The organism is Streptomyces sp. NPDC057939 (assembly GCF_042887545.1).
GTDB lineage: Bacteria > Actinomycetota > Actinomycetes > Streptomycetales > Streptomycetaceae > Streptomyces.
The window spans coordinates 237,828-257,108 of record NZ_JBHVPG010000005.1 but is presented as its reverse complement, the minus strand read 5'-3'; the positions used below and the strand labels follow the sequence as shown (position 1 = coordinate 257,108).

16 protein-coding genes are annotated in these 19,281 nt (G+C 74.1%); 10 read left to right on the top strand and 6 right to left on the bottom strand.

Annotation, left to right across the window (positions count from 1 at the left end; translation table 11 throughout):
• The first annotated feature begins 9 nt into the window (after positions 1–9).
• The 5 genes from ACFVS6_RS08840 to ACFVS6_RS08820 all read left to right on the top strand — a co-directional run bounded on the left by ACFVS6_RS08840 (position 10) and on the right by ACFVS6_RS08820 (position 5,128).
• Complete coding sequence (locus ACFVS6_RS08840; RefSeq protein ID WP_389701958.1) at positions 10–342, top strand: TcmI family type II polyketide cyclase; 333 nt, start codon at positions 10–12, stop codon at positions 340–342.
• Positions 343–712: 370 nt separating this feature from the next.
• A complete protein-coding gene (locus tag ACFVS6_RS08835; RefSeq protein ID WP_389701957.1) occupies positions 713–2,827 on the top strand; it encodes an RICIN domain-containing protein in 2,115 nt (704 codons plus the stop codon).
• A gap of 146 nt (positions 2,828–2,973) precedes the next feature.
• Positions 2,974–3,618, top strand: coding sequence for an LPXTG cell wall anchor domain-containing protein (locus tag ACFVS6_RS08830; RefSeq protein ID WP_389701956.1), 645 nt, complete (start codon positions 2,974–2,976; stop codon positions 3,616–3,618).
• 102 nt (positions 3,619–3,720) lie between these two features.
• Positions 3,721–4,230, top strand: coding sequence for a DinB family protein (locus ACFVS6_RS08825; RefSeq protein WP_389701954.1), 510 nt, complete (start codon positions 3,721–3,723; stop codon positions 4,228–4,230).
• A 157-nt stretch (positions 4,231–4,387) separates the two neighbouring features.
• The gene (locus ACFVS6_RS08820; RefSeq protein ID WP_389701953.1) at positions 4,388–5,128 is read left to right on the top strand and encodes an SDR family NAD(P)-dependent oxidoreductase; all 741 of its coding nucleotides are present in this window, start codon (positions 4,388–4,390) and stop codon (positions 5,126–5,128) included.
• Between the two features lie 67 nt (positions 5,129–5,195).
• Here ACFVS6_RS08820 and ACFVS6_RS08815 read toward each other — a convergent pair whose 3' ends face one another.
• From ACFVS6_RS08815 to ACFVS6_RS08805, 3 genes are read right to left on the bottom strand one after another with little or no spacing between them, the layout of a single operon-like run.
• Positions 5,196–6,032 (bottom strand): hypothetical protein, encoded by an 837-nt coding sequence (locus ACFVS6_RS08815; RefSeq protein ID WP_389701952.1) that lies wholly within the window; start codon positions 6,030–6,032, stop codon positions 5,196–5,198.
• Entirely contained in the window at positions 6,029–6,682 is a 654-nt protein-coding gene (locus tag ACFVS6_RS08810) for a LuxR C-terminal-related transcriptional regulator (RefSeq protein WP_389701951.1), read from the bottom strand. Before ACFVS6_RS08810 ends, ACFVS6_RS08815 begins: the two co-directional genes overlap by 4 nt.
• Entirely contained in the window at positions 6,670–7,935 is a 1,266-nt protein-coding gene (locus ACFVS6_RS08805) for a histidine kinase (RefSeq protein WP_389701949.1), read from the bottom strand. The genes ACFVS6_RS08810 and ACFVS6_RS08805 overlap by 13 nt, the downstream gene beginning before the upstream one ends.
• 177 nt (positions 7,936–8,112) lie before the next feature.
• On the opposite strand from ACFVS6_RS08805, the gene ACFVS6_RS08800 reads away from it, so the two are divergent.
• Positions 8,113–8,562, top strand: coding sequence for a hypothetical protein (locus ACFVS6_RS08800; RefSeq protein ID WP_389701947.1), 450 nt, complete (start codon positions 8,113–8,115; stop codon positions 8,560–8,562).
• Between the two features lie 33 nt (positions 8,563–8,595).
• Here the strand turns inward: ACFVS6_RS08800 and ACFVS6_RS08795 are convergent, their stop codons facing one another.
• Positions 8,596–9,006 (bottom strand): organic hydroperoxide resistance protein, encoded by a 411-nt coding sequence (locus tag ACFVS6_RS08795; protein WP_389701946.1) that lies wholly within the window; start codon positions 9,004–9,006, stop codon positions 8,596–8,598.
• Between the two features lie 118 nt (positions 9,007–9,124).
• Between ACFVS6_RS08795 and ACFVS6_RS08790 the strand changes: the two genes are divergently transcribed.
• Positions 9,125–9,643: a MarR family winged helix-turn-helix transcriptional regulator gene (locus ACFVS6_RS08790; RefSeq protein ID WP_389701945.1), complete on the top strand. Its 519-nt coding sequence runs from the start codon at positions 9,125–9,127 to the stop codon at positions 9,641–9,643.
• A 94-nt stretch (positions 9,644–9,737) separates the two neighbouring features.
• Here the strand turns inward: ACFVS6_RS08790 and ACFVS6_RS08785 are convergent, their stop codons facing one another.
• Positions 9,738–10,184 (bottom strand): MarR family winged helix-turn-helix transcriptional regulator, encoded by a 447-nt coding sequence (locus tag ACFVS6_RS08785; RefSeq protein WP_389701943.1) that lies wholly within the window; start codon positions 10,182–10,184, stop codon positions 9,738–9,740.
• A gap of 131 nt (positions 10,185–10,315) precedes the next feature.
• Between ACFVS6_RS08785 and ACFVS6_RS08780 the strand changes: the two genes are divergently transcribed.
• Positions 10,316–11,824, top strand: a complete 1,509-nt coding sequence (locus ACFVS6_RS08780) for an MFS transporter (protein WP_389701942.1) — start codon at positions 10,316–10,318, stop codon at positions 11,822–11,824.
• Positions 11,825–11,883: 59 nt separating this feature from the next.
• On the opposite strand, the gene ACFVS6_RS08775 is transcribed toward ACFVS6_RS08780, so the two are convergent.
• Positions 11,884–13,176, bottom strand: a complete 1,293-nt coding sequence (locus ACFVS6_RS08775) for a TerD family protein (protein WP_389701940.1) — start codon at positions 13,174–13,176, stop codon at positions 11,884–11,886.
• 196 nt (positions 13,177–13,372) lie between these two features.
• On the opposite strand from ACFVS6_RS08775, the gene ACFVS6_RS08770 reads away from it, so the two are divergent.
• Together ACFVS6_RS08770 and ACFVS6_RS08765 are read left to right on the top strand one after the other, a co-directional pair.
• A complete protein-coding gene (locus ACFVS6_RS08770) occupies positions 13,373–14,227 on the top strand; it encodes a DUF4132 domain-containing protein (protein WP_389701938.1) in 855 nt (284 codons plus the stop codon).
• Positions 14,224–19,185: a DNA-binding protein gene (locus ACFVS6_RS08765; protein WP_389701937.1), complete on the top strand. Its 4,962-nt coding sequence runs from the start codon at positions 14,224–14,226 to the stop codon at positions 19,183–19,185. Before ACFVS6_RS08770 ends, ACFVS6_RS08765 begins: the two co-directional genes overlap by 4 nt.
• Positions 19,186–19,281: the final 96 nt, after the last annotated feature.

Sequence of the window (19,281 nt, the reverse complement as noted above, 5' to 3'; positions counted from 1 at the left end):
AACCTCCCGATGCACCAAGCCCTCATCGTGGCCCGCATGGCGCCCGGTTCGGCACCCGACATCGCCGGCCTGTTCGCCGCCTCGGACGCGGGCGAACTCCCCCGGTTGGTGGGGGTCAAGCACCGCAGTCTGTTCCAGTTCGGGGACGTGTACCTGCACCTGATCGAGTCCGAGACGGATCCCGGTCCGGCCATCGCCGAGGTCACCGGGCACCCGGAGTTCCGCGATCTCAGCGACCGGCTCTCGGCGTTCATCAGTCCGCACGACCCGCAGACCTGGCGGGGACCCAAGGACGCGATGGCGCACCGGTTCTACCGCTGGGAGCGGGACGCCGGGAAGTAGTCCGTACGGGTGCCCTTGCCGCCGCCGGAGCGTTCGGGCGGCCTGGGCACCCAGGACCGTGGCTTGGTTCACCGCTCGTGACCGGAAAGATTCGGCAGGTAGTTTTTGCATGAATACCTGACTGAATTCCCGTCAACAAGATTCCGCCTCATATCTCGATTTGATAACGAGATCCCTTTATTGGCCTGGACCATTCGGGCGCAACGCGCGTAACTTCGTTTATTTTCAAGCAAGTTGACTGTTCATCAGATTCAACCACAAGGTAACGGATAGATTTCTCGGGCCCCATTCCCGTTTGTCCGAATTCTTCTCGGCGTCCTTCTGGCAAGCTTCCGCGCACCCACCCCCCTCACATCGATTTGAGGTGCGCATGACAGTCAGACGCGCGGGCGGCCGACGCCGCAGACCCCGTGAGGACCGGCGCAGACCCCGGCGGCTCATACTCGTCACCGCCGCCGTTGCCGCGGCGGCGGTGATCGCGGGAGGCCTTGCCTACTCCGGGTTCGGCGACCAGGCCGAAGCGGTCCCGCCCGCCATGGCCGCGGGACCCGGCACGGACTCCCCCGAGCCGGCCTCGGCGCCCGCCCGGGACGCGGACCCCGCCCCCATCAAGGCCAAGCCCGCGAACGAGGGCACACGCGGAATGGTCTACGACGGCCTGGAGGCGGCGCCCAAGGGCGACAGTTGCGCCGGTGTCTACCGCACGGACGCAGGCCACTGCACGCACGGCCCCGACGCCCCTCCCGGCGGCGTCGACATCAAGAAGGACATCCCGCCCGCGGTCAAGGCGAAGGCCCCGGCCGCCGACCCCGCCGCCCCCGCTGCGGGCGACCCGGCCGCCACGGAAGGCGGCGGGCGTCCTCAGGACGCGCCCGCGGCAGCCGACGCCGGCAGCGCCCAGGCCGCCGCGGCGCCCGCACCTCCCGCAGCCGGGAGCCAGGCGGTCGCCGCCGGCCCGGCCGGTCAGACCGTCCAGTGCGACGGCGACGGAACCACCGGCAACCGCGTGCAGGTCGTGTACGTGCACGCCCCGGGCCAGGACCGGTACGCCGAGTACCTCGCCTCCTTCCGCAAGTGGGCCGCCGACGCCGACGTCATCTACTCCGCGAGCGCCAAGGAGACGGGCGGTGTCCGTCACATCCGCTACGTGACGGCCGCCGACTGCACGCCTTCGGTGCTCAGCATCGAGCTGCCGCAGTCCGCTCTCGCGGAGTTCAGCGCGACCAACAAGGCGCTCGCCGCCAAGGGATTGGACCGCCGGGACCGCAAGTACATGATCTTCGCGGACGCCAAGATCTACTGCGGCATCGGCACCTTCGCCGGTGACGAGCGCCCCGGCCAGAACAACCTGAGCAACTTCGGTCCGTCCTACGGGCGCACCGACTCGGGCTGCTGGGGCGGCCACACGGCCGCGCACGAACTGGGCCACAACCTGGGCGCGGTCAACAACAGCGCCCCGAACACCAGCCGCGGCGCGCACTGCACGGACGAGTGGGACGTCATGTGCTACTCGGACACCCCGTACTACCCCAAGATGCGCAACGTCTGCACCAACCAGGCGGCCGAGAACATCCTGGACTGCAACCACGACGACTACTTCCACACCAGTCCGAAGGCGGGCAGCTACCTCGCCACCCACTGGAACATCGCGGACAACCAGTTCCTGATGCGCGCGGCCGGCGGAGGCGGCGGCACGGACCCCGGCCCGAACCCGACGCCGACGCCGACCGGCAAGCCGACCCCGACGCCGAAGCCGACGCCGACCCCGACGCCGACGCCCACCGGGAAGCCCACCGGCGGACCGACCGTGACGGCCGGCCAGATCCAGCCGGACTCGGTGGTGCTGAGCTGGCCGAGGACCGAGGGCGCCGCCTGGTACCAGGTCATGCTGAACGGCAAGCACCTCACCTGGGTCCAGTCCACGTCGCTGCGCGTCTACAACCTGCGTCCGGGGACGGCGTACACGGCCGCCGTGTCCGTCCGTGACAACGCCGGTCGGGACAGCGGGGCCGGCAAGGCCGCCTCGTTCCGCACGGCGGACAAGAACGGTGGCGCCACCACCCCGGGCACCCGCTACGTGCTCGGCAACGGCAGCACCGGCATGGCCGCGGAGCTGTGGGGCGGACGGACCGCGGACGGCACCGTCCTCGTCGCCGGGCGCAACAACGGTTACGCGCAGCAGCAGTGGTTCTTCGACGACGCGGGTGACGGACTGGTCCGCATCCGGTCCGCGGTCTCCGGCAAGTGCCTCCAGCCGGGCGGCGCACCCGCCGCCGGCATGTGGGTCGCGCAGCAGCCCTGCGGGAGCGCCGGCGCGCAGCGCTGGAAGGTCTCCACCCGCGACGGCGCGGTGACGGTCTCCGACCCGAGCGGCGGCTTCGCGCTCGCCGTGAGCAACCGCCCCTACTACGGGGACTGGCTGCTCGAACTCCAGCGCGCGGACGGCCGTCCGGCGCAGGTCTGGACGGCCCGCAAGGCCGCCTGACCACCTCCTGAACGGGCGGGCGGCCGTACTCCCCTGCGGCCGCCCGCCGCCTCCCCCCACGCCTCACCTCCCCCACGTCCCCCTCGCCCTCCCCCCACACGTTCCGCTCCCCTCCCGCTCTCCTCATCACCTGGAGCACCGTGCCGATGCGACTGCGCGCCGCCGTTTCCCCGACCCTGGCCGGACTCGGCCTCGCCCTGCTGGCCCTCGTCCAGGGCGTGGCCCTCGCCGGCCCCGCCCACGCCCACGGCGACACCCTGAAGGTGGTGGTCACGGGACAACGCGACGGCCACGTCACCGCGGACGTCACCTGGGAGAACGACGGGGATCCGGTCGACGAGCAGGTCGCCGCCACCGTGAACTCGGTCAGCGCCGACGGCACCCGCACCGAGGGACCCTGGCGGCTGGTCCGCGATCCCGCCAGGCCCGCCGGTTGGACGACGGCCGAGTCGCTCCCGCCCGGCACCTGGACGGTCAGCGTCGACACGGGCTTCCCCGGCCTCGGACACGGCACGGCGGAAGTCGGCGTGCCGGTCGTCGACCCCGCGCCCTCGACCGCGGCGTCCGCGCCCGCGCCGGCCTCGGTGCCGGCCTCCGTGCCCGCGCCGGCGGCGGCCCGGTCCGCCGCGCCCGGGTCCCCCGGGCCGTCCGCGCCCGCTCCCACGGCGGCGGAGTCCGACCCCGCCGGCGACAACACCGGCTGGTGGACCACGGCGGGCGTCGCCGGCATCGCCCTGGCCGGGGCGGCGGCCGGTGTCCTGCTGCGCCGCCGACGCCGCTCGCTCCGCTGACGGAGTGTCTCCGACGCCGCTGCCCGCGGGCCTTGCATGGTGGTCCCGGCGGCGGCCACCGGCCCGGCGGTCGCCTCGACGCGATACGACCGAGGACGGCGCATGAAGGCAACCGATGTACTCGCGGACGGCTTCGGGCGGGTCCGCGAAGTGGTGCACGAGGTGGTCGACGGGCTCTCCGCCGAGGAACTCAACGCCCGGCCCGACCCGGAGGCGAACTCGATCACCTGGCTGGTCTGGCACCTGACCCGGGTCCAGGACGACCACCTGGCCGACGCCGCGGGCACCGACCAGGTGTGGTCCGCCGGGGGCTGGGCCGATCGGTTCGCACTCGACCTGCCCGCCGACGCGACCGGCTACGGGCACGGCCCGCGGGAGGTGGCCGCGGTCCGGGTGGACGCCGGTGAGCTGCTGCTCGGTTACCACGACGCCGTCCACGAGCGGACCCTGGGCCACCTGCGCGGCCTCGCCGCGACCGATCTGGACCGGGTGGTCGACGACCGTTGGGACCCGCCGGTCACCCTGGCGGTCCGGCTGGTCAGCGTCCTGTCCGACGACCTCCAGCACGCGGGCCAGGCCGCCTTCGTCCGCGGAGCCCTCCGACGCCGCTGACCGCCCGGGGCCGGGCCCGCGGGCGCCGACCGACCGGCGCGGGGCCGCCGCCTGCGGGCCCGGCACCGGGCGCGCGGTTTCCGTAAAGCGGAATTCGAATTCCACGAGGTGCGCGTTACGATCCCCGGACCGTGCCCGACCCTGAGCTGGAGGAACGTTGACCGAGTCCCGCGTCGCCCTGATCACCGGCTCCTCCTCGGGCATCGGCGCGTCCATCGCGCGCCGGCTGGCCGCCGAGGGCATCCGTGTGGTGGTCAACTCGGCCCACAGCGAGCGGGCGGGCAAGGCGCTGGCGGCCGAACTCCCCGACGCCGTCTACGTGCAGGGGGACGTGTCCGACGCCGAGGACGCCCGGCGGATCGTCCGGACCGCGGTGGAGGCCTTCGGCCGGCTCGACATCCTCGTCAACAACGCCGGCACCACCCGGTTCATCCCGCTCGACGACCTGGAGGGCGCGGACGCCGACGCCTGGCGCGCCATCTTCGACGTCAACGTCATCGGCGCCTGGCAGATGACCACCGCCGCCGTCCCCCACCTGCGGGAATCCGGAGCCGGGTCGATCGTCAACATCTCCTCCGTCTCGGCGACCCGCGCCCTCGGCAGCTCGATCCCGTACGCCGTGAGCAAGGCGGCCCTCAACCACATGACGCGGCTCCTGGCGTCCCAACTGGGGCCCGACGTGCGGGTGAACGCGGTGGCGCCCGGGCTGATCGACACGCCCTGGTACGACGGGGCGGAGGCCGTCTGGGAGAGCTCGCGCGAGTGGATCACGGACAACACACCGCTGCGCCGGGTCGGTACCGGCGACGACGTGGCGGGGGCGGCCCTGTACCTGGTCAACGCCGCGTACACGACGGGCGACGTCCTCACCGTCGACGGCGGACGCCACGTCGTCTGAGGGCTTGCGCCCTCCGTCGGCGCGACCTCACCCGCAGGACGCCGGTGCCGGCCGCACCGCGCCCTCCTCAGGGGGTGGGCGGGCCCGCCCGGACGCGGCCGGACCCGGCGGTGAGGTCGAGGGAGTGCGCGGACCCCGGGTCGCCGAGGGCCGCGTCGACCTCGCACCGCCCCTCCCCGGTCCGGCACGCGACGCGGAACCGGGAGGACGCCGGGACGGTGATGTCCAGGCGGCCGGACCCGGCGTACCCCGTGACGCGCTCCGGCGGGACCACGAACTCGACCTCCCCGCGCCCTGAACCCGTACGTACCTCCACCCTCGCGGAGCCCAGCGCGCCGGCGCGCAGGATGCCCGACCCGACTGCGGCGCGCAGGGGACCGCGCAGCCCGGTCAGGGTGAGGGAGCCGGAGGTGACCTCCGCGTCGACGGCGCCGTCGAGACCGCTCAGCGAGACCCGGCCGGACCCGCCCGACACCTTCACGGGCACGTCCCGCGGGACGGTGACGAGCAGTTGCGCCGAGCAGCCCGAGTCCTCGCCCGGGCAGTGCGGGGTCAGTCGCAGGGTGCCGCCGAGCCGGTTCTCCTCGACGGTCGGGGCCGACGAGGCGCGGGTGATCCGGGCCCGGTAGGTCACCTCGCGGTCCCCGGCGGGGGTGACCCCGACGTCCGCGCCGCCGCCGACGATCTCCACCGCCGTCACCGGCCGGCCCTCGCTGCCGCCCTGCACGACGACGGGGCGGGGGCTGCCGGCCACCGGCAACCGCAGGGCGACCGCGACCACCACGAGGACGGCGCTCAGCCCCGAGGCGGTGAGCCAGGCGAGCCGGTGCACCGCCGGGCCCGGCCCGTACCGCGAGTCCGTCGCGCCGGGGGTCCGCCCGGGGCGGTCCCCGGGGTCCGTCACGCCGCGCCGTCCAGGAACCGGAGCACCGCGAGGACCCGGCGGTGGGCTTCCGAGGCCGGGGGCAGGTCGAGCTTGGCGAAGATGTTGTTGATGTGTTTGGCGACCGCGCTCTCGCTCACGAAGAGTCCGGCCGCGATGCCCGCGTTGGAGCGGCCCTCGGCCATCAGCGCGAGGACCTCCCGCTCGCGGGGCGTCAGTCGCTCCAGCGGGTCCGGGCCGCCGCGGCGCAGCAGGAGCTGCGCGACGACCTGCGGATCGAGGGCGGTGCCGCCCGCCGCGACGCGCCGCACCGCGTCGACGAACTCCTCGACGTCGGCGACGCGTTGCTTCAGGAGGTAACCGATGCCCGCGCCGCTCGGCGCCGACAGCAGGTCGGCGGCGTAGCGTTCCTCCACGTACTGCGAGAGCAGCAGCACGGCCGTGCCGGGGCTCTGGGCCCGGATCAGCAGGGCGGCGCGGACGCCCTCGTCGGTGAAGGCCGGCGGCATCCGGACGTCGATCAGGGCGAGATCGGGCCGGTGTTCCTCGACGGCGGCGAGGAGCCCTTCGGCGTCGCCCGTCTCGGCGGCCACCTCGAACCCGGCCATTTCGAGGACTTTGACCAGCCCTATGCGCAGGAGGACGGAGTCCTCGGCGATCACGGCCCGCACGGCAGCTCCACGGTGATGACGGTAGGACCCCCGAGGGGGCTGTTGATCGACAGCGTTCCGTCGACCGACCCTACGCGTTTGCGCAGGCCGACCAGTCCGGTGCCGCCGGCCGGGTCCGCGCCGCCCGCTCCGTCGTCGGTGACGACGACCCTCAACAGGTCGCCGCGCGGGCCGGGGACGGAGGCCACGTGGACGCGGCAGTGCGCGGCGCGCGCGTGTTTGGCGACGTTGGCGAGTGCTTCGGAGACGACGAAGTAGGCGACGGCCTCCACGGTGGGGCCGGGCCGGCGGGTCAGTTCCACGGTCAACTCGACGGGCAGGGGGGCGCGGGCGGCGATGCCGGAGAGCGCCGCGTCCAGTCCGCGGTCCTCCAGGACCGCCGGATGCAGGCCCCGTACCAGGTCGTTGAGCTCCTCGATGGCTTCCTTCGCCTCGCGGTGGGCCTCGTCGATGACGGCTCTCGCCTCGGGTGGCAGGTCGGGCAGGGTGGCGCGGGCGATGCCGAGGTTCATGGCGAGGGAGACCAGGCGCTGTTGGGCGCCGTCGTGCAGGTCCCGTTCGATCCGGCGGCGTTCGAGGTCGGCGGCGTCCAGCACGCCGGCCCGGCTCTCGGCGAGGTCCTCCACGCGGCGCTCCAACTCGCGCGCCCGGTTGGGCCCGAGGAGGGCGGTCGCGGCGGCGGCGTCCAGCCGGGTCGTGAGCGCGGCCACGCAGGGCGTCGCGAGCAGGGCCAGCAGGCCGGTCGCGGTGATCAGGTCGTAGTACGAGGACGCCGGGGAGCCGGGGAGCCATCCGTCCGCGGGGAACATCCACTCCCAGGCGTACACGGTGGTCGCCGCGACGGCGACGGTCCAGCCGAGGACGACGACCGCGCCCGCGACGGCGGCGGACGGACCGATCAGCAGGTGGTAGCCGTACTGGCGCCAGGTCGCCTCGGACCGCAGCCTCTCGGCCAGTCCGGGGGCGGAGTTCCACGGGTGTTCCCGCACGACGGGCGGCACGTGCACGCCGAGCAGCGTCCGCAGCCGGCTGCGCTGCAGGAGCGTCAGCAACGGCCGGAGGGCGAGGACGAGGAGCAGGGGCAGCGGGGTGCGGTCCGGGGTCGCGGCCAGGGCCACGAGACCGAGGACGACGGGGAGCGCGGCCGGTATCGCCGCGACGGAGAAGGCGGTGTTGCGTCGGGCCCACGCCGACCAGGGGGTGTGCGCCGCGATCCAGGTGTACGTGCGTCTCGACGCGCCGCGAAGTGCCATGGTCCGTACGGTAATCGGACGGGTGGGGGACGTTGCCACCCCCCTGGCGCCCGGTCCGGGGTGTACCTGGCACCACCCCCGGTTCGGGCCGTGGCACCAGTGATCTTCACGGGGCGCGGAACCAGGGTGGTGGTGTGCCCGGGGGACGGTCCGCCGGGCAGGAAGGAGGCCGCGACCATGGCCCTCGTCACCCAGCGGTTCCCGGCCCGCCCGCAGGCCCGCGTCGTCCGGCGGACGGCGGGAGGGCTCATCGGGGCCGACCGTCGAACCCGGCGGCTCGCCGCGGTGTTCACCGGCGCGGGGCTGGCGCTGCTGCCGTGGATGGTGGTGCTGGCACGGACGGTGCCGAACACCGTGCAGGTGTCGAACTGGTCCACCGCCTGGATCGGCCTCGACGCGGCGCTGGCCGCCGGGCTGACGGTGACGGGCCTGCTGCTGCGCAAGGGGGATCCGCGGGTGTCGCCGGTCGCGGCGGCCACGGCCGCGCTGCTGGCGATGGACGCCTGGTTCGACGTCACGACCTCCGCCGGGACGGGCGGCCAGGGTGTGGCGCTGGCCCTCGCGGTGGGTGTGGAACTGCCGCTGGCGGTGGCCTGCGCGGTGGTTGCCGCGCGGCGCACCGCCTGACGGACCGCCCACGGGCCGGGGCCCGGGTGGTGACTACTCGATGACGAGCTCGACGGGGATGTTGCCGCGGGTGGCCTTGGAGTAGGGGCAGACCTCGTGCGCCTGCTTGACCAGCAGGGCGCCGGTCTCGCCCGCCAGGGCCTCGGGGAGCTCGATGCGCAGGGTGACGGCCAGCGCGAAGCCGCTGTCGTCCTGGCCGATGGAGGTCTCCGCCGTGACGGAGATGTCGCCGGTGTCGACCTTCGCCTGACGGCCGACCAGGCCGAGGGCGCTGGCGAAGCACGCGGCGTACCCGGCGGCGAACAGCTGCTCGGGGTTGGTGCCCTGCCCGTTGCCGCCGAGCGCCGGCGGCATGGCGAGCGCGAGGTCGATCTGGCCGTCGGAGCTGACGGCGCGGCCCTCGCGGCCGTTGGCGGTGGCGACGGCGGTGTACAGCGCGTTCATCGGGAGGTCCTTTCACAGGGGCGGGGCCGGCGGCCGGCCCTCGACCACTACTAGAGCACACAATTAAATTGCGCACAACTCAATCGCTCACAAGAAGCCCTCCGGTACACTGGCCCCCATGACCGAGCAGCCCGCCGACGCCCTCCGCTACCAGGACGTCTTCGACCAGCACGTCCACGACCAGGGCGTCCTCGATCAGGACTTCCTCCGACTGGACGGGCAGATCTGCTTCGCGCTCAACGCGGCGAGCCGCGCCTTCGGCGGGCTCTACCGGGTGGTCCTGAAGGATCTGGGGCTGACGTACCCGCAGTACTTGGTGATGCTCGTCCTCTGGGAGCACGGCAGGATGCCGGTCAAGCGACTCGGACAGCACCTGCGCCTCGATTCGGGCACGCTGTCACCCCTGCTCAAGCGGCTGGAGGCGGCCGGTCTGATCCGGCGGGAGCGCAGCACCGAGGACGAGCGGTCCGTGCACGCGGTCCTCACGGACGAGGGCGCCGCGCTGCGGGCGCGCGCCGTGGAGGTGCCGCGCCGGATCGCGGCGGCCACCGGGTTCGAGCTGTCCGAGATCCGCGACCTCCAGACGCGCCTGGGCCGCCTGACGGCCGCCCTCGACGCCGCGGCGCCGCAGGACTGAGAGCCGACCCGGACGCGGGACCGGCCACCGCCGGAACTCGGGAACGGGCCACCGACCCGAACGGAACCGCTCCGAAGCCGGGCCGCGGCGTCCCTCAGGCCCCGGAGTCGCGCTCCAGGGTGGGGCGCAGCCGCTCCAGCAGGGCGTAGAGGGTCGCGCTCTCGTCGGCGTCCAGCTCGTCGAGGGCGCCGTGCGTGGCCTGCATCTCCTCGCGCACCCGACGGATGACGTCACGGCCGGCCTCGGTCGCGGCGACGTTCTTCACGCGCCGGTCGGCCGGGGACGGCTCGCGCCGCACCAGATCACGGGCTTCCAGCCGGTCGACGATCCCGGTGACGTTCGAGGCGTCGCAGACGAGCAGCGCGGCGAGCCCCCGCATGGGTACGGGCCCCTCCAGCTGGGCCAGGACCTTGGCCTGCGTGGAAGTGAGGCCGTGACGCGCGGCCGCGGCCGCGAAGTCCCGCCATTGGGCGGTGCCGATCGCGGCGAGCAGTTCCAGCAGCTGGAGCTTGGTGGGCCGGGGCGTGGCGGTGGTGCTCATACCTCCGGAGCCTACTCAGAATCGTTGACATTATCAAGCTTTTACTTGACCCCCTTAACTATCGACGTCTACCTTCGACGAAGTACTTGATGACATCAAACATCTTCGTCCTGAAGTAGGTCCTCCCCCTCATGAGCTCCACCGCATCCGCCCCCGCCGAAGCGAGGAACAGGAACGAGACGGTCATCGTCTTCGCCCTGAGCCTGGCCGCCATGGTCGTGTCGATGATGCAGACCCTGCCCGTCCCGATCCTGGGCCTGATCCGCAACGACCTCGGCACCTCGACCGCCAACGTCAGCTGGGTAACCACCGCCACCCTGCTCTCCGCCGCCGTCTTCACCCCGCTGCTCGGCCGCTTCGGCGACCAGCACGGGAAGAAGCCCACCCTGGTCGCCGTCCTCGGCGTCATGGTCGTGGGATCCGTCGTGGCCGCCCTGGCGACCTCGCTGCCCCTCCTGATCCTGGGACGCGTCCTCCAGGGCGCCGCGACCGCGATCTTCCCGCTGGCCCTGTCGGTGCTCCGGGAGGAGGTCCGCCCGCAGAAGCTGCCGGGAGCCATGGCGCTGGTCAGCGGCACGCTCGCGTTCGGCAGCGGGCTGGCGCTCGTCGCCACCGGCCTGCTCACCTCGGGCGCCGACGCGGACTACCGCAACGCCTTCTGGATGGCCACCGGGTTCGCGACGCTGGCCCTGCTCGCCGTCGTCCTCCTCGTCCCCGCCACCCGCCACAAGACCGGCGGCCGCACCGACTTCCTGGGCGCGCTGACCCTGGGCATCGCCCTGCTGCTGCTCCTGCTGCCCATCTCCCAGGGCCACGAGTGGGGTTGGGCCTCGGGCCGGACGCTGGGCAGCTTCGCCGGCGCCGCGGTGATGACCGGCGTATGGGTGCTGACCGAACTCAAGGTGCGCGAACCCCTCGTGGACATGAGGATGTTCGTCCACCGCCCGGTGCTGATGGCCAACCTCGCCGGCATCCTCGTCGGCTTCGGGATGTTCGCGAACTTCCTGGGCGTCTCCTACCTCGTGCAGATGCCGAAGGCGCTCACCGGCTACGGGTTCGACGCCTCCATCCTGCGCGCCTCCGTCCAGTTCCTGCTGCCCGGTGCGATCGTCTCGCTGCTGGCCTCGCCCATCGGGGGGCAGCTGGTGCGCCACCGCGGGCCGCGCGTCGCGCTCGGCCTGGCGGCCGGACTCGGCGCCCTCGGTTTCGGCTGGCTCGCCCTGGACCACGGCCACAGCGCCTCGGTGATCGGCGCCGGTCTCGTCGTCGGCGCGGCCGTCAGCTTCGGCTACGCGGCGATGCCCGCCGTGATCATGGCGAGCGTCCCGCACCACCAGAGCGGCATCGCCAACGGCATCAACTCGATCTCGCGATCCACCGGCAGCGCGATCGGCAGTGCCATCGTCACCACGATCCTGGCCTCGAAGACGATCGAGCACCTCCCGCCGGGCGTTCCCGCGCTGCCCGCGGAGTCCGGGTTCACGCTCACCTTCGGGATCGGAGCCGTCGCGTTCGCGCTGGTCGCCCTGATCAGTTGGCTCGGCCTGCGCGGCGGGCATGGCCCGCGCGTGACCGCAGCCTCCGCCGGCGCGGCTCCCGCCGCCCCCGCCCCCGTCAAGGCGGCCGCCGAGGCCGTCTGAGTCCGCACGCCCGTGAGGACGCCGCCCCCGGTCACCGGACCGGGGGCGGCGTCCTCACGTCACTGCGCCTCCTTGAACTCCACCGGCCCCAGGTCCATCCGGAACACGCCGTCGGCGTAGAGCATCGGACGGTTCTCGACGTTGGCCCCGCTGTACGTCTCCACCTGGCTGATCATCACACCGTCGGGGTGGGTGAAGTCCACGAGGGCGATGGCCGCCCAATAGGCGTTCTCCTGGTCCGAGAACAACGGGACCACCACCGTCGAGCCCCGCCCGTCGGTCACCACGGCCTTCGCACCGAAGCTCCTGAAGCTGCCGGTGCCGTTGTCCAACGCGCTGTACGCGCAGATCAGCACGTATCCCTGGGTGTCCGGCCGGTGGATGCGGATGGTCTCCCGGCCCGGCTCCTTGGCGTCCCCGTCGAGCGTCAGATGGGGCCTGCCCTCCAGGGAACCCTCGTTGTTCCAGTACACGGCCCCGGTGGCGGGCGTCTTCCCCGACTCCCGGTCCGCCGCGCGCCGCTCCTTGTCCGTGAGCTCCCGACGGACCCCGCCGGCGGGCACGAACAGGGCGTACAGGTCGAGGTCGGCGAGGCCCTCCTCCCGGCCTCCGCCGCCCCACTCCAGGGAGGCCGTCACCACCACGCCGGGGTCGCTCTTGTCGAGGGCGATGGTGGCCGTGCCGTTCTTGACCAGCTCGATCCTGCCCAACGCCGACCCGGCGACGGGCTCGACGGCGGGCACCGGCTCGACCACAGCCGCTTCGACAACGGCCGGCTCCACCGCGGCCTGCTCCACCACGGCCGCCTCGACCGCGGCCGGTTCCGGTGCGGCGTGCCCCGCCCCGGCCGCACCACCCTCCACCGCGACGCCGAAGTCGGCGGCCATACCGGCGAGGCCGTTCGCGTAGCCCTGCCCCACCGCGCGGACCTTCCAGCCGTCACCGCGCCGGTACAGCTCGACGAGCAGCAGCACCGTCTCGCCGTCCGTCGGCGGCGGCGGGACGAACACCAGATCCTGCGCCCCGTGGTTCACCGACACGCTCGGGGTCGTTTCCGCGTCGAAGGCGACCTGAGGTCCGGCCGCGTCGACGCTCGCGGCGCAGACCACCGTCTCGATGTCCGACGGGACCGCGTCCAGGTCCACCTCCACGACCGGCCCCGCGACCCGTACGCCGTCCTGCTCGGGGTGGTTGAAGAAGACCAGGTCCTCGTCGTCGCGCACCTTGCCCCGCGCCGTGAGCAGCAGCGCGCAGACGTCCACCGACGCCGGCGTCCGCACGGTCACGGTGACCCGTGCGCCCGGCAGTTCGCCGTTGCCGCCCTTGTCGAGTTCCACAGGTGTCTGAGTCACTGTCCCGCCCCGTTCTGTGCGATTGACGCTTCAACCGCCCTCATTGTCCACGCCCGGCGCGCGACCGTCCCCGAGCCCGCGACGGACGCTGTCAGTGGGCCTCGCTAGTCTCCCCGCATACCGCAGCTCAGAGGCGTTGGCGCCGTCATGAGGGCTGCGCGGAAACGGATACGAGCAGGCGGAGGGGCGCGTTCTGATGGCTTGGCTGGCAGTGGACGAGGGGTACGAGGTCGCCCTCGTGGAAGGGCGGGTCACCGCGCGGCGGCCCGCGGGGCGGCAGTTGAAGGCGCTCCCGAAGGCGCTGCGCGATCACCCCGAGGTGGACCGGCTGCGCCGACTCGCCGAGTGGCTCGACCGGCACGAGGCGTCCTGCGCGGCGCAGGTGGACGCGTGGATGGTGTCCTCGCTCCCCGTGCCGACCGCGCTGCTGGCCCGCGTGTGGCCCGACGAGGCCTGGCAGGCGGCGCTGCGCGACCTGGCGATCGTCGGGGACGACCCGGACGAGGTCGGCTTCCTGCGCGACGCGACGGCCGCGGGCGAGCTGAAGGTGGTCAACCTCGACGGCGAGACCGTACGCCTCTCGCCCCGCACGGTGACCCTGCCGCACCCGGTGCTGCTGCCCGACCTGGACGACGTACGGGACTTCGCGGCCGAGCTGGGCATCACGCAGAAGGTCGAGCAGATCCACCGCCCGACCTGGGTCAGGCCCGAGGGGCTGAGCACGACGGACACCGAGGTGCGGGACTACGCGGGCGGCGTGTTCCCCTCCCGGTTCAGCCTCGCCGCCCGCGCCACCGCCCTGGGCTACCGGGTCTCCGGCGGCTACTCCACCTGCAAGGTCCGCGACACCGGACGGGCCGTGGAGGCCGCCGTGTGGATCGGCGAACCGTACTGGGACAGCGAGTCGGCCACCGGGTCGCTGAACTGGCACGACGACGAGGGCCGGTCGGTACGGCTCGACGAGGTCGGGCCGGTGGCCTGGTCCGAGGGCATGAGGATGGCCGCGGCGCTGTACGCCGGGCGCAGGATCGAAGAGGGCGGGGACGCGTGAACACCACCACCGACAGCACCGGGGCCGCCGAGCTCCTCCGGGCGGGCGCCGTGCTGCCCGCCGACGCCACCGGCGCGGGACCCACCGCCGTGCCGCTGACCGCGCGGACCTACCGTCACCCGGCGCTCGGTGAGGAGCGCGTCGTCGTGCGCCTCGCCGCCGCCGAGCTGGGCGCCGCGGAGGACCTCGCCGCCGGGTTCCTGGGCCTCGTACCGCAGGACGTCGAACCGCCCGTCGTGGGCCTGGGCCGCCGGCAGGCGCTCGGCTTCCCCGAGTGGGTCCTGGTGCACCACCCCGACGACGGGCACCACGCGCTGGCCGTCGTCCCCGAACTGGACCGGATCGCCCGGCAGGCGAAGTCCAAGCCCAAGGCCGCCCTGGACGCCTGCCACGAACTGGCCGGCCGGCTCGCCGCCGCCGTCCCGCACTTCCTTCCCGTCTTCCACGAGCAGGCCGCCCGGCTCTTCCTCGCCGTCGAGAACACCACGTACGCCGCCCAGCTGTTCGGCCGTGCCCGGACGAGCGAGAGCCAGTACGGGCTGAGCGTCGACGAGGACCGGCTGGACGCCGTGTTCCTCGAATTCGCCCTGGCCGGAGCCCTTCCCGTGAAGGTGCTGACCGCCTACGCGAAGGAACTGGCGCTGCGGGTGTCCCCCGCCGAGGCCCTCGACCGCTTCCGCCGGCTGTGCGTGCGCCGCACCGCGGGCGGGCTGCCGCCGTCCGCGCAGGCGGCGGTGGAGCTGCGACGCCTGGCCCGCGCCGCCGGACCGGCCGCCGGCGAGGCCGAACAGGAGTACCTGGCGGAGCTGCTGCCGCTGCCCGCGACGATGCGGGCCGCGACCGGCTGGTGGAAGTCCCACCGCGCCGCCCTCGTCGCGCTCGCCCGGCGCGTGCCGTCCGTACGGGGCACCCTGCTGGGCCTGGCCCCGACCGGCGGCGGCGACGCCGGTGAACTCGCCGCGCTGTGGCTGGAGGTGCTGGAGGAGTCGGGTGCCACCGCCGGACTCACCGACACCACCCTGCCCGCCGAGGAACGCTGCGCCGACGGCACCGCCGGCTGGCTGGAGCGCTTCCACACCGCCCGGTACAGCGGCTGGGGCACCCCGCCCGCCCTGCCGCCGCTGCTGCCGCTGGTGACCCGCTGCGCCGACCCGCTGCGCGACGAACTCTCCTCCCCGGACCGGGAGGAGGGACTGCGGATCGGCCTGCAGGACGTGGACCTCCTCGACCTGCTGCTCTCCCTGGACGTGCCCGTCCACGTCCCCGCCCTCGACGACGACACCGGCCGCCGCGGCCGCGGCGGCCTCCTCGGCCTGGAGCAGTGGGCGGCCACGCCCGAGCGCCGCGACCTGCTTGCCCTGTGCGCCGACGAGCGGCTGCGCCCCTTCCTGCTGCGCGGCCTCGACGGCTTCAACGGGCACATGTCCGTCGGCCGCACGGTCGTACGGCTCCTCGCGACGACCGAGGGCAGCAGGTCACTGGTCGCCGAGTGGGTCCGCGGGGTCGCCGACGCGTCCCGCGCCGCGGCGCTGCCGGACCTGCCCGCGGCCATCCAGCGGCTGACCTGGCTGCCCGCCGAGGCCCTGGCCCTGGCCCCCGGGGCAGTGGGGCGCGCGGCCGCGGCCGACCTGGGCGAGATCCTCGCCCGGACCCTGCGCGGCGGCCTGTTCGACGAACTGGGTTGGCCGGCCTGGGAAGAGGCCGTCACCGAGCTCCTGCCCGGCAACAACCGTCACCACCGCAGGGTCGTGATGGACGCCTGGCCCCACCTCATCGTCGCCAACGCCGGCCAGGTCAGGGTCATCGACGCCCACTCGACGGTCCTCACCCACGATCTGCGGGTCCCCACCGGGAACAACAACGTCATCGGCTTCCACCACGTCGACGGGGACCTGCTGGTCTTCTGGTCCTCCTACGACGGCCCCGTCCAGGGCTACTGGCTGAGCGAGCCCGGGAACGTCCTCACCCTGGATTCCAAGGGCGACTACTGGAACCCGCGCACCGGACACGTCTCCATGCAACTGCCCGGCGGCGGCCGCGCCACCGGCTCGCACCTCCTGCACCCCGGCGACACCCGACTCCCCGAGGAACGGGAGGTCATCTCCGACGGCACCTCCTACTGGGTGTGGGAACACGCCCAGCACCCGGCCGAGCCCGGCTGGGCCGAGTACGACCCCGCCACCGGCCTGACCGGCAGGCGCTCCGCGCCCGGCTTCCTCGCCGACGCGCTGAACGGCCACCCGGCGGGCAGCACCCTGCCCGACTCCGTCGGCCAGAACTGGCTGCGCCCGGTGCCCACCGTCGAGGGCTCCGTGCTCGGCACGCCCGTCGACGGACTGCTGGGCTGGCGCGCCGTGCGCGTGCCCGACCAGGGCTGGCACGGCTCCGACAACGCCGGACGCTCCGTCACGGTCCCCGCCGGCAACCGCATCCCGCGGCACGCCCTTCAGCTCCCCGGCGACGAGCGGCCGCGCACCGCGGCCACCGACTGGCAGACCCTGTCCCTCATCGACCCGGAGGGCGTGGTCACGGCCTCGGTCGGCGCCGACCACCGCACCCGTACCTTCTCCACCCGGCGCATGGAACTCCCGCCGCTCCCCTACTGGTACTGCCTGCGCGCCCGCGACCCCGAGGGTTCGGCCGTGCTGCGCGCCATGGACCGGGACACGGCGGCGACCCTGCTGAAGGCCGCCGCCGAGGTCACGAAGTCCGAGGAGGTGCCGGCGGTGGTGGCCGCGGCGCTGCCGCGGATCACCGACCCCGTGCTCATCGGCGGTGTCGTCGACCAGGTGCGGGCCGCGCTCACCCAGCGCAAGGCCCTGGACCAGGTGGCGCGGTCCCTCGCGCCGGCCGAGCCCCGACAGCCCCGGAAGACGGTGGAACGCGGCCCCGCCGACCGCCTCCTCGACGAGGGTCTGGGCGGGCTCGTCGGCGCCGGCCACTACCGCTACGGCGAGGAGTCCGACACGGTCTTCCAACTCCTGCGCAAGCTCGCGGCAGCGGCCGCCGACACCGCGGCGGAGCCCGTACCCGGACGCCTGCACGTCGACGAGCCCTCCGTCCCCCACTCCGCGCTCCCGTGGACCGGCCCCTTCCTGGAACGGCCCGCCGCGGTCGCCTACCGGTCAGTGGTCACCGGCACCACCGACGCGCAGCGCACCGCGCTGTGCGCGCTGCTCGCGGAGGTCGACGCCCTGGGCCTCGACTCGACCGAGCGGTCCGCGCCCCGGTGGCGTCGGGTGCGCGTACGGATCGACCAGGGCCGCCTCCACGGGGCGGACGGCCGGGAGCGGGGCCGCGGCGCCCGGCACCGCAGCGTCCTGCCGCTCGGCGGAGGGGCCGCGCTCGGCATGGCCGAGCCCATCGACGGCAGGCCCGGGCAGCGCGAGTTCGCCGCGCTCCTGCACGACCCGACCGGCACGTTCACCGTGCCGGCGCCCTACGAGGGCTTCGGCGACCCCACGGCCCCGGGCGACCCGGAGCGCGGCGCCGGCTGGCTGGCCGCGTTCCTGCGGGAGGCCGGCGCCCGCGGCGCGGCCCCCTGGTTCCCCGAGGCCGCCGAGGAGTTCGCCCGACTGACCGGGGTCTCCTCCACCACGGCCCGGCTGGTGCTGGCGGGCCTGCCGCACCTCGACACCCACGACCGGGGCTTCCTGCCCGCCGAGCTGCGGACGGCCCTCGGGATCAAGGCCACCGCCGCCGGGCACGCCCGCGACGACCTGAAGCAACTCGGCTTCGACGTGCGCCGGGAACTGGTCGCCGCGCTCCTGCCCGCCGAGCCGGCCCGGCTGTGGACCGAGGGCCCGGACGCGGTCGCCGCCGCGCGGGTCTGGAACCGGCGCGTGGGGCGTCGTACGCCGATGCCCGACTGGCTGCCCACCGAGGCCGGAAAGGACGTGCGCAGCAGTTGGGCACTGCACCGGGCGCTGCCCGCGCTGCTCGACCCGGCGGCCTCCCCGGTGTTGTCCACCGATGTCGCGTGGGCCGTCAAGAGCGACCACGTGGCGCCCGTCGTGCCGTCCGACGAAGTGTTCGACGCCGCCGTACTGAAGGGGGCGATCACGCTCACGGCGTGGCTGGCGCACCGGCTGCCCGCAGGCGATCCCCTGCGGGCCTGCCTCCCGCCCGCGCTGACCGCCGTACGGCAGCGGCTCGCCTCGCCCGAACTGCTGCTCGGCATCGGCCACTACATCCGGTCCGCCGACTTCCGGAAGGCGGCGGGCACGCCGACGGAGACCGCTCAGCGGTACGAACGGTACGGCGCGGTGGTGCTGTCCACGGCCGACGGGACGCCCCGGCCCGCGCTGCGCACGGCGCTGCTGGACTCCACCGGCTCCGACCCCTACCTGCCGCTGCTGCGCGGCCCCGAGCAGGTGCCGTCCTCCGTCGAGACCGCCCTGCGGCTGGCGCACGACCCGCGTTTCGCCGCGCTGCTGGCCGACCCTGGGGCGCCCGCTGCCGGGGCCCCCGACAAGGACGGCACCTGGTGGCCGCAGGACCCGAGCCGGTCCGTTCCCGAGCTGGTGGCCGAGGTGGAGGCGGCGCACGGGCTGGGCGCCGACGCCGCGGCCCTGTACCTGGCGCTGCTCGCGATGCCCGACCCGACGGACCGCAACACGGCGCGGTGGACGGGCTGGAAGCCGGCCCGACTCAAGGCGGCCCGCGCCGAACTGGCCGCCGGCGACCTGGTCGTGACGGCCGGCCGCAGCCGGGCGGGGCGCACCCTGTTCCTGCCCGGCGGCTGGTCCGACCTGGATTCCCCGGTGCTGCCGGTGGAGACCTGGAAGCTGCCCATGTACGCGGCGGCGCCGGGCGGCCGTCCGACGCTGGGCCTGCTGGCGCCGACCGAACCGGCCGCCGACCTGTACCGGCGGGCGTGGGCGCGGGTCCGCGAGGGCGACGTGCCGCGCTTCGAGGAACTGAAGGTCAAGCGCACGGCGACCCGCCGCCGCCGCTGACCCGACGGCCCCGACGGGGGCGCGCCACGGCGCGCGCCCCCGTTGCCGCCCGGTCCGCCCGTCCCTTCGCCCTCCTCGCCCTTCCCTTCGACTTTC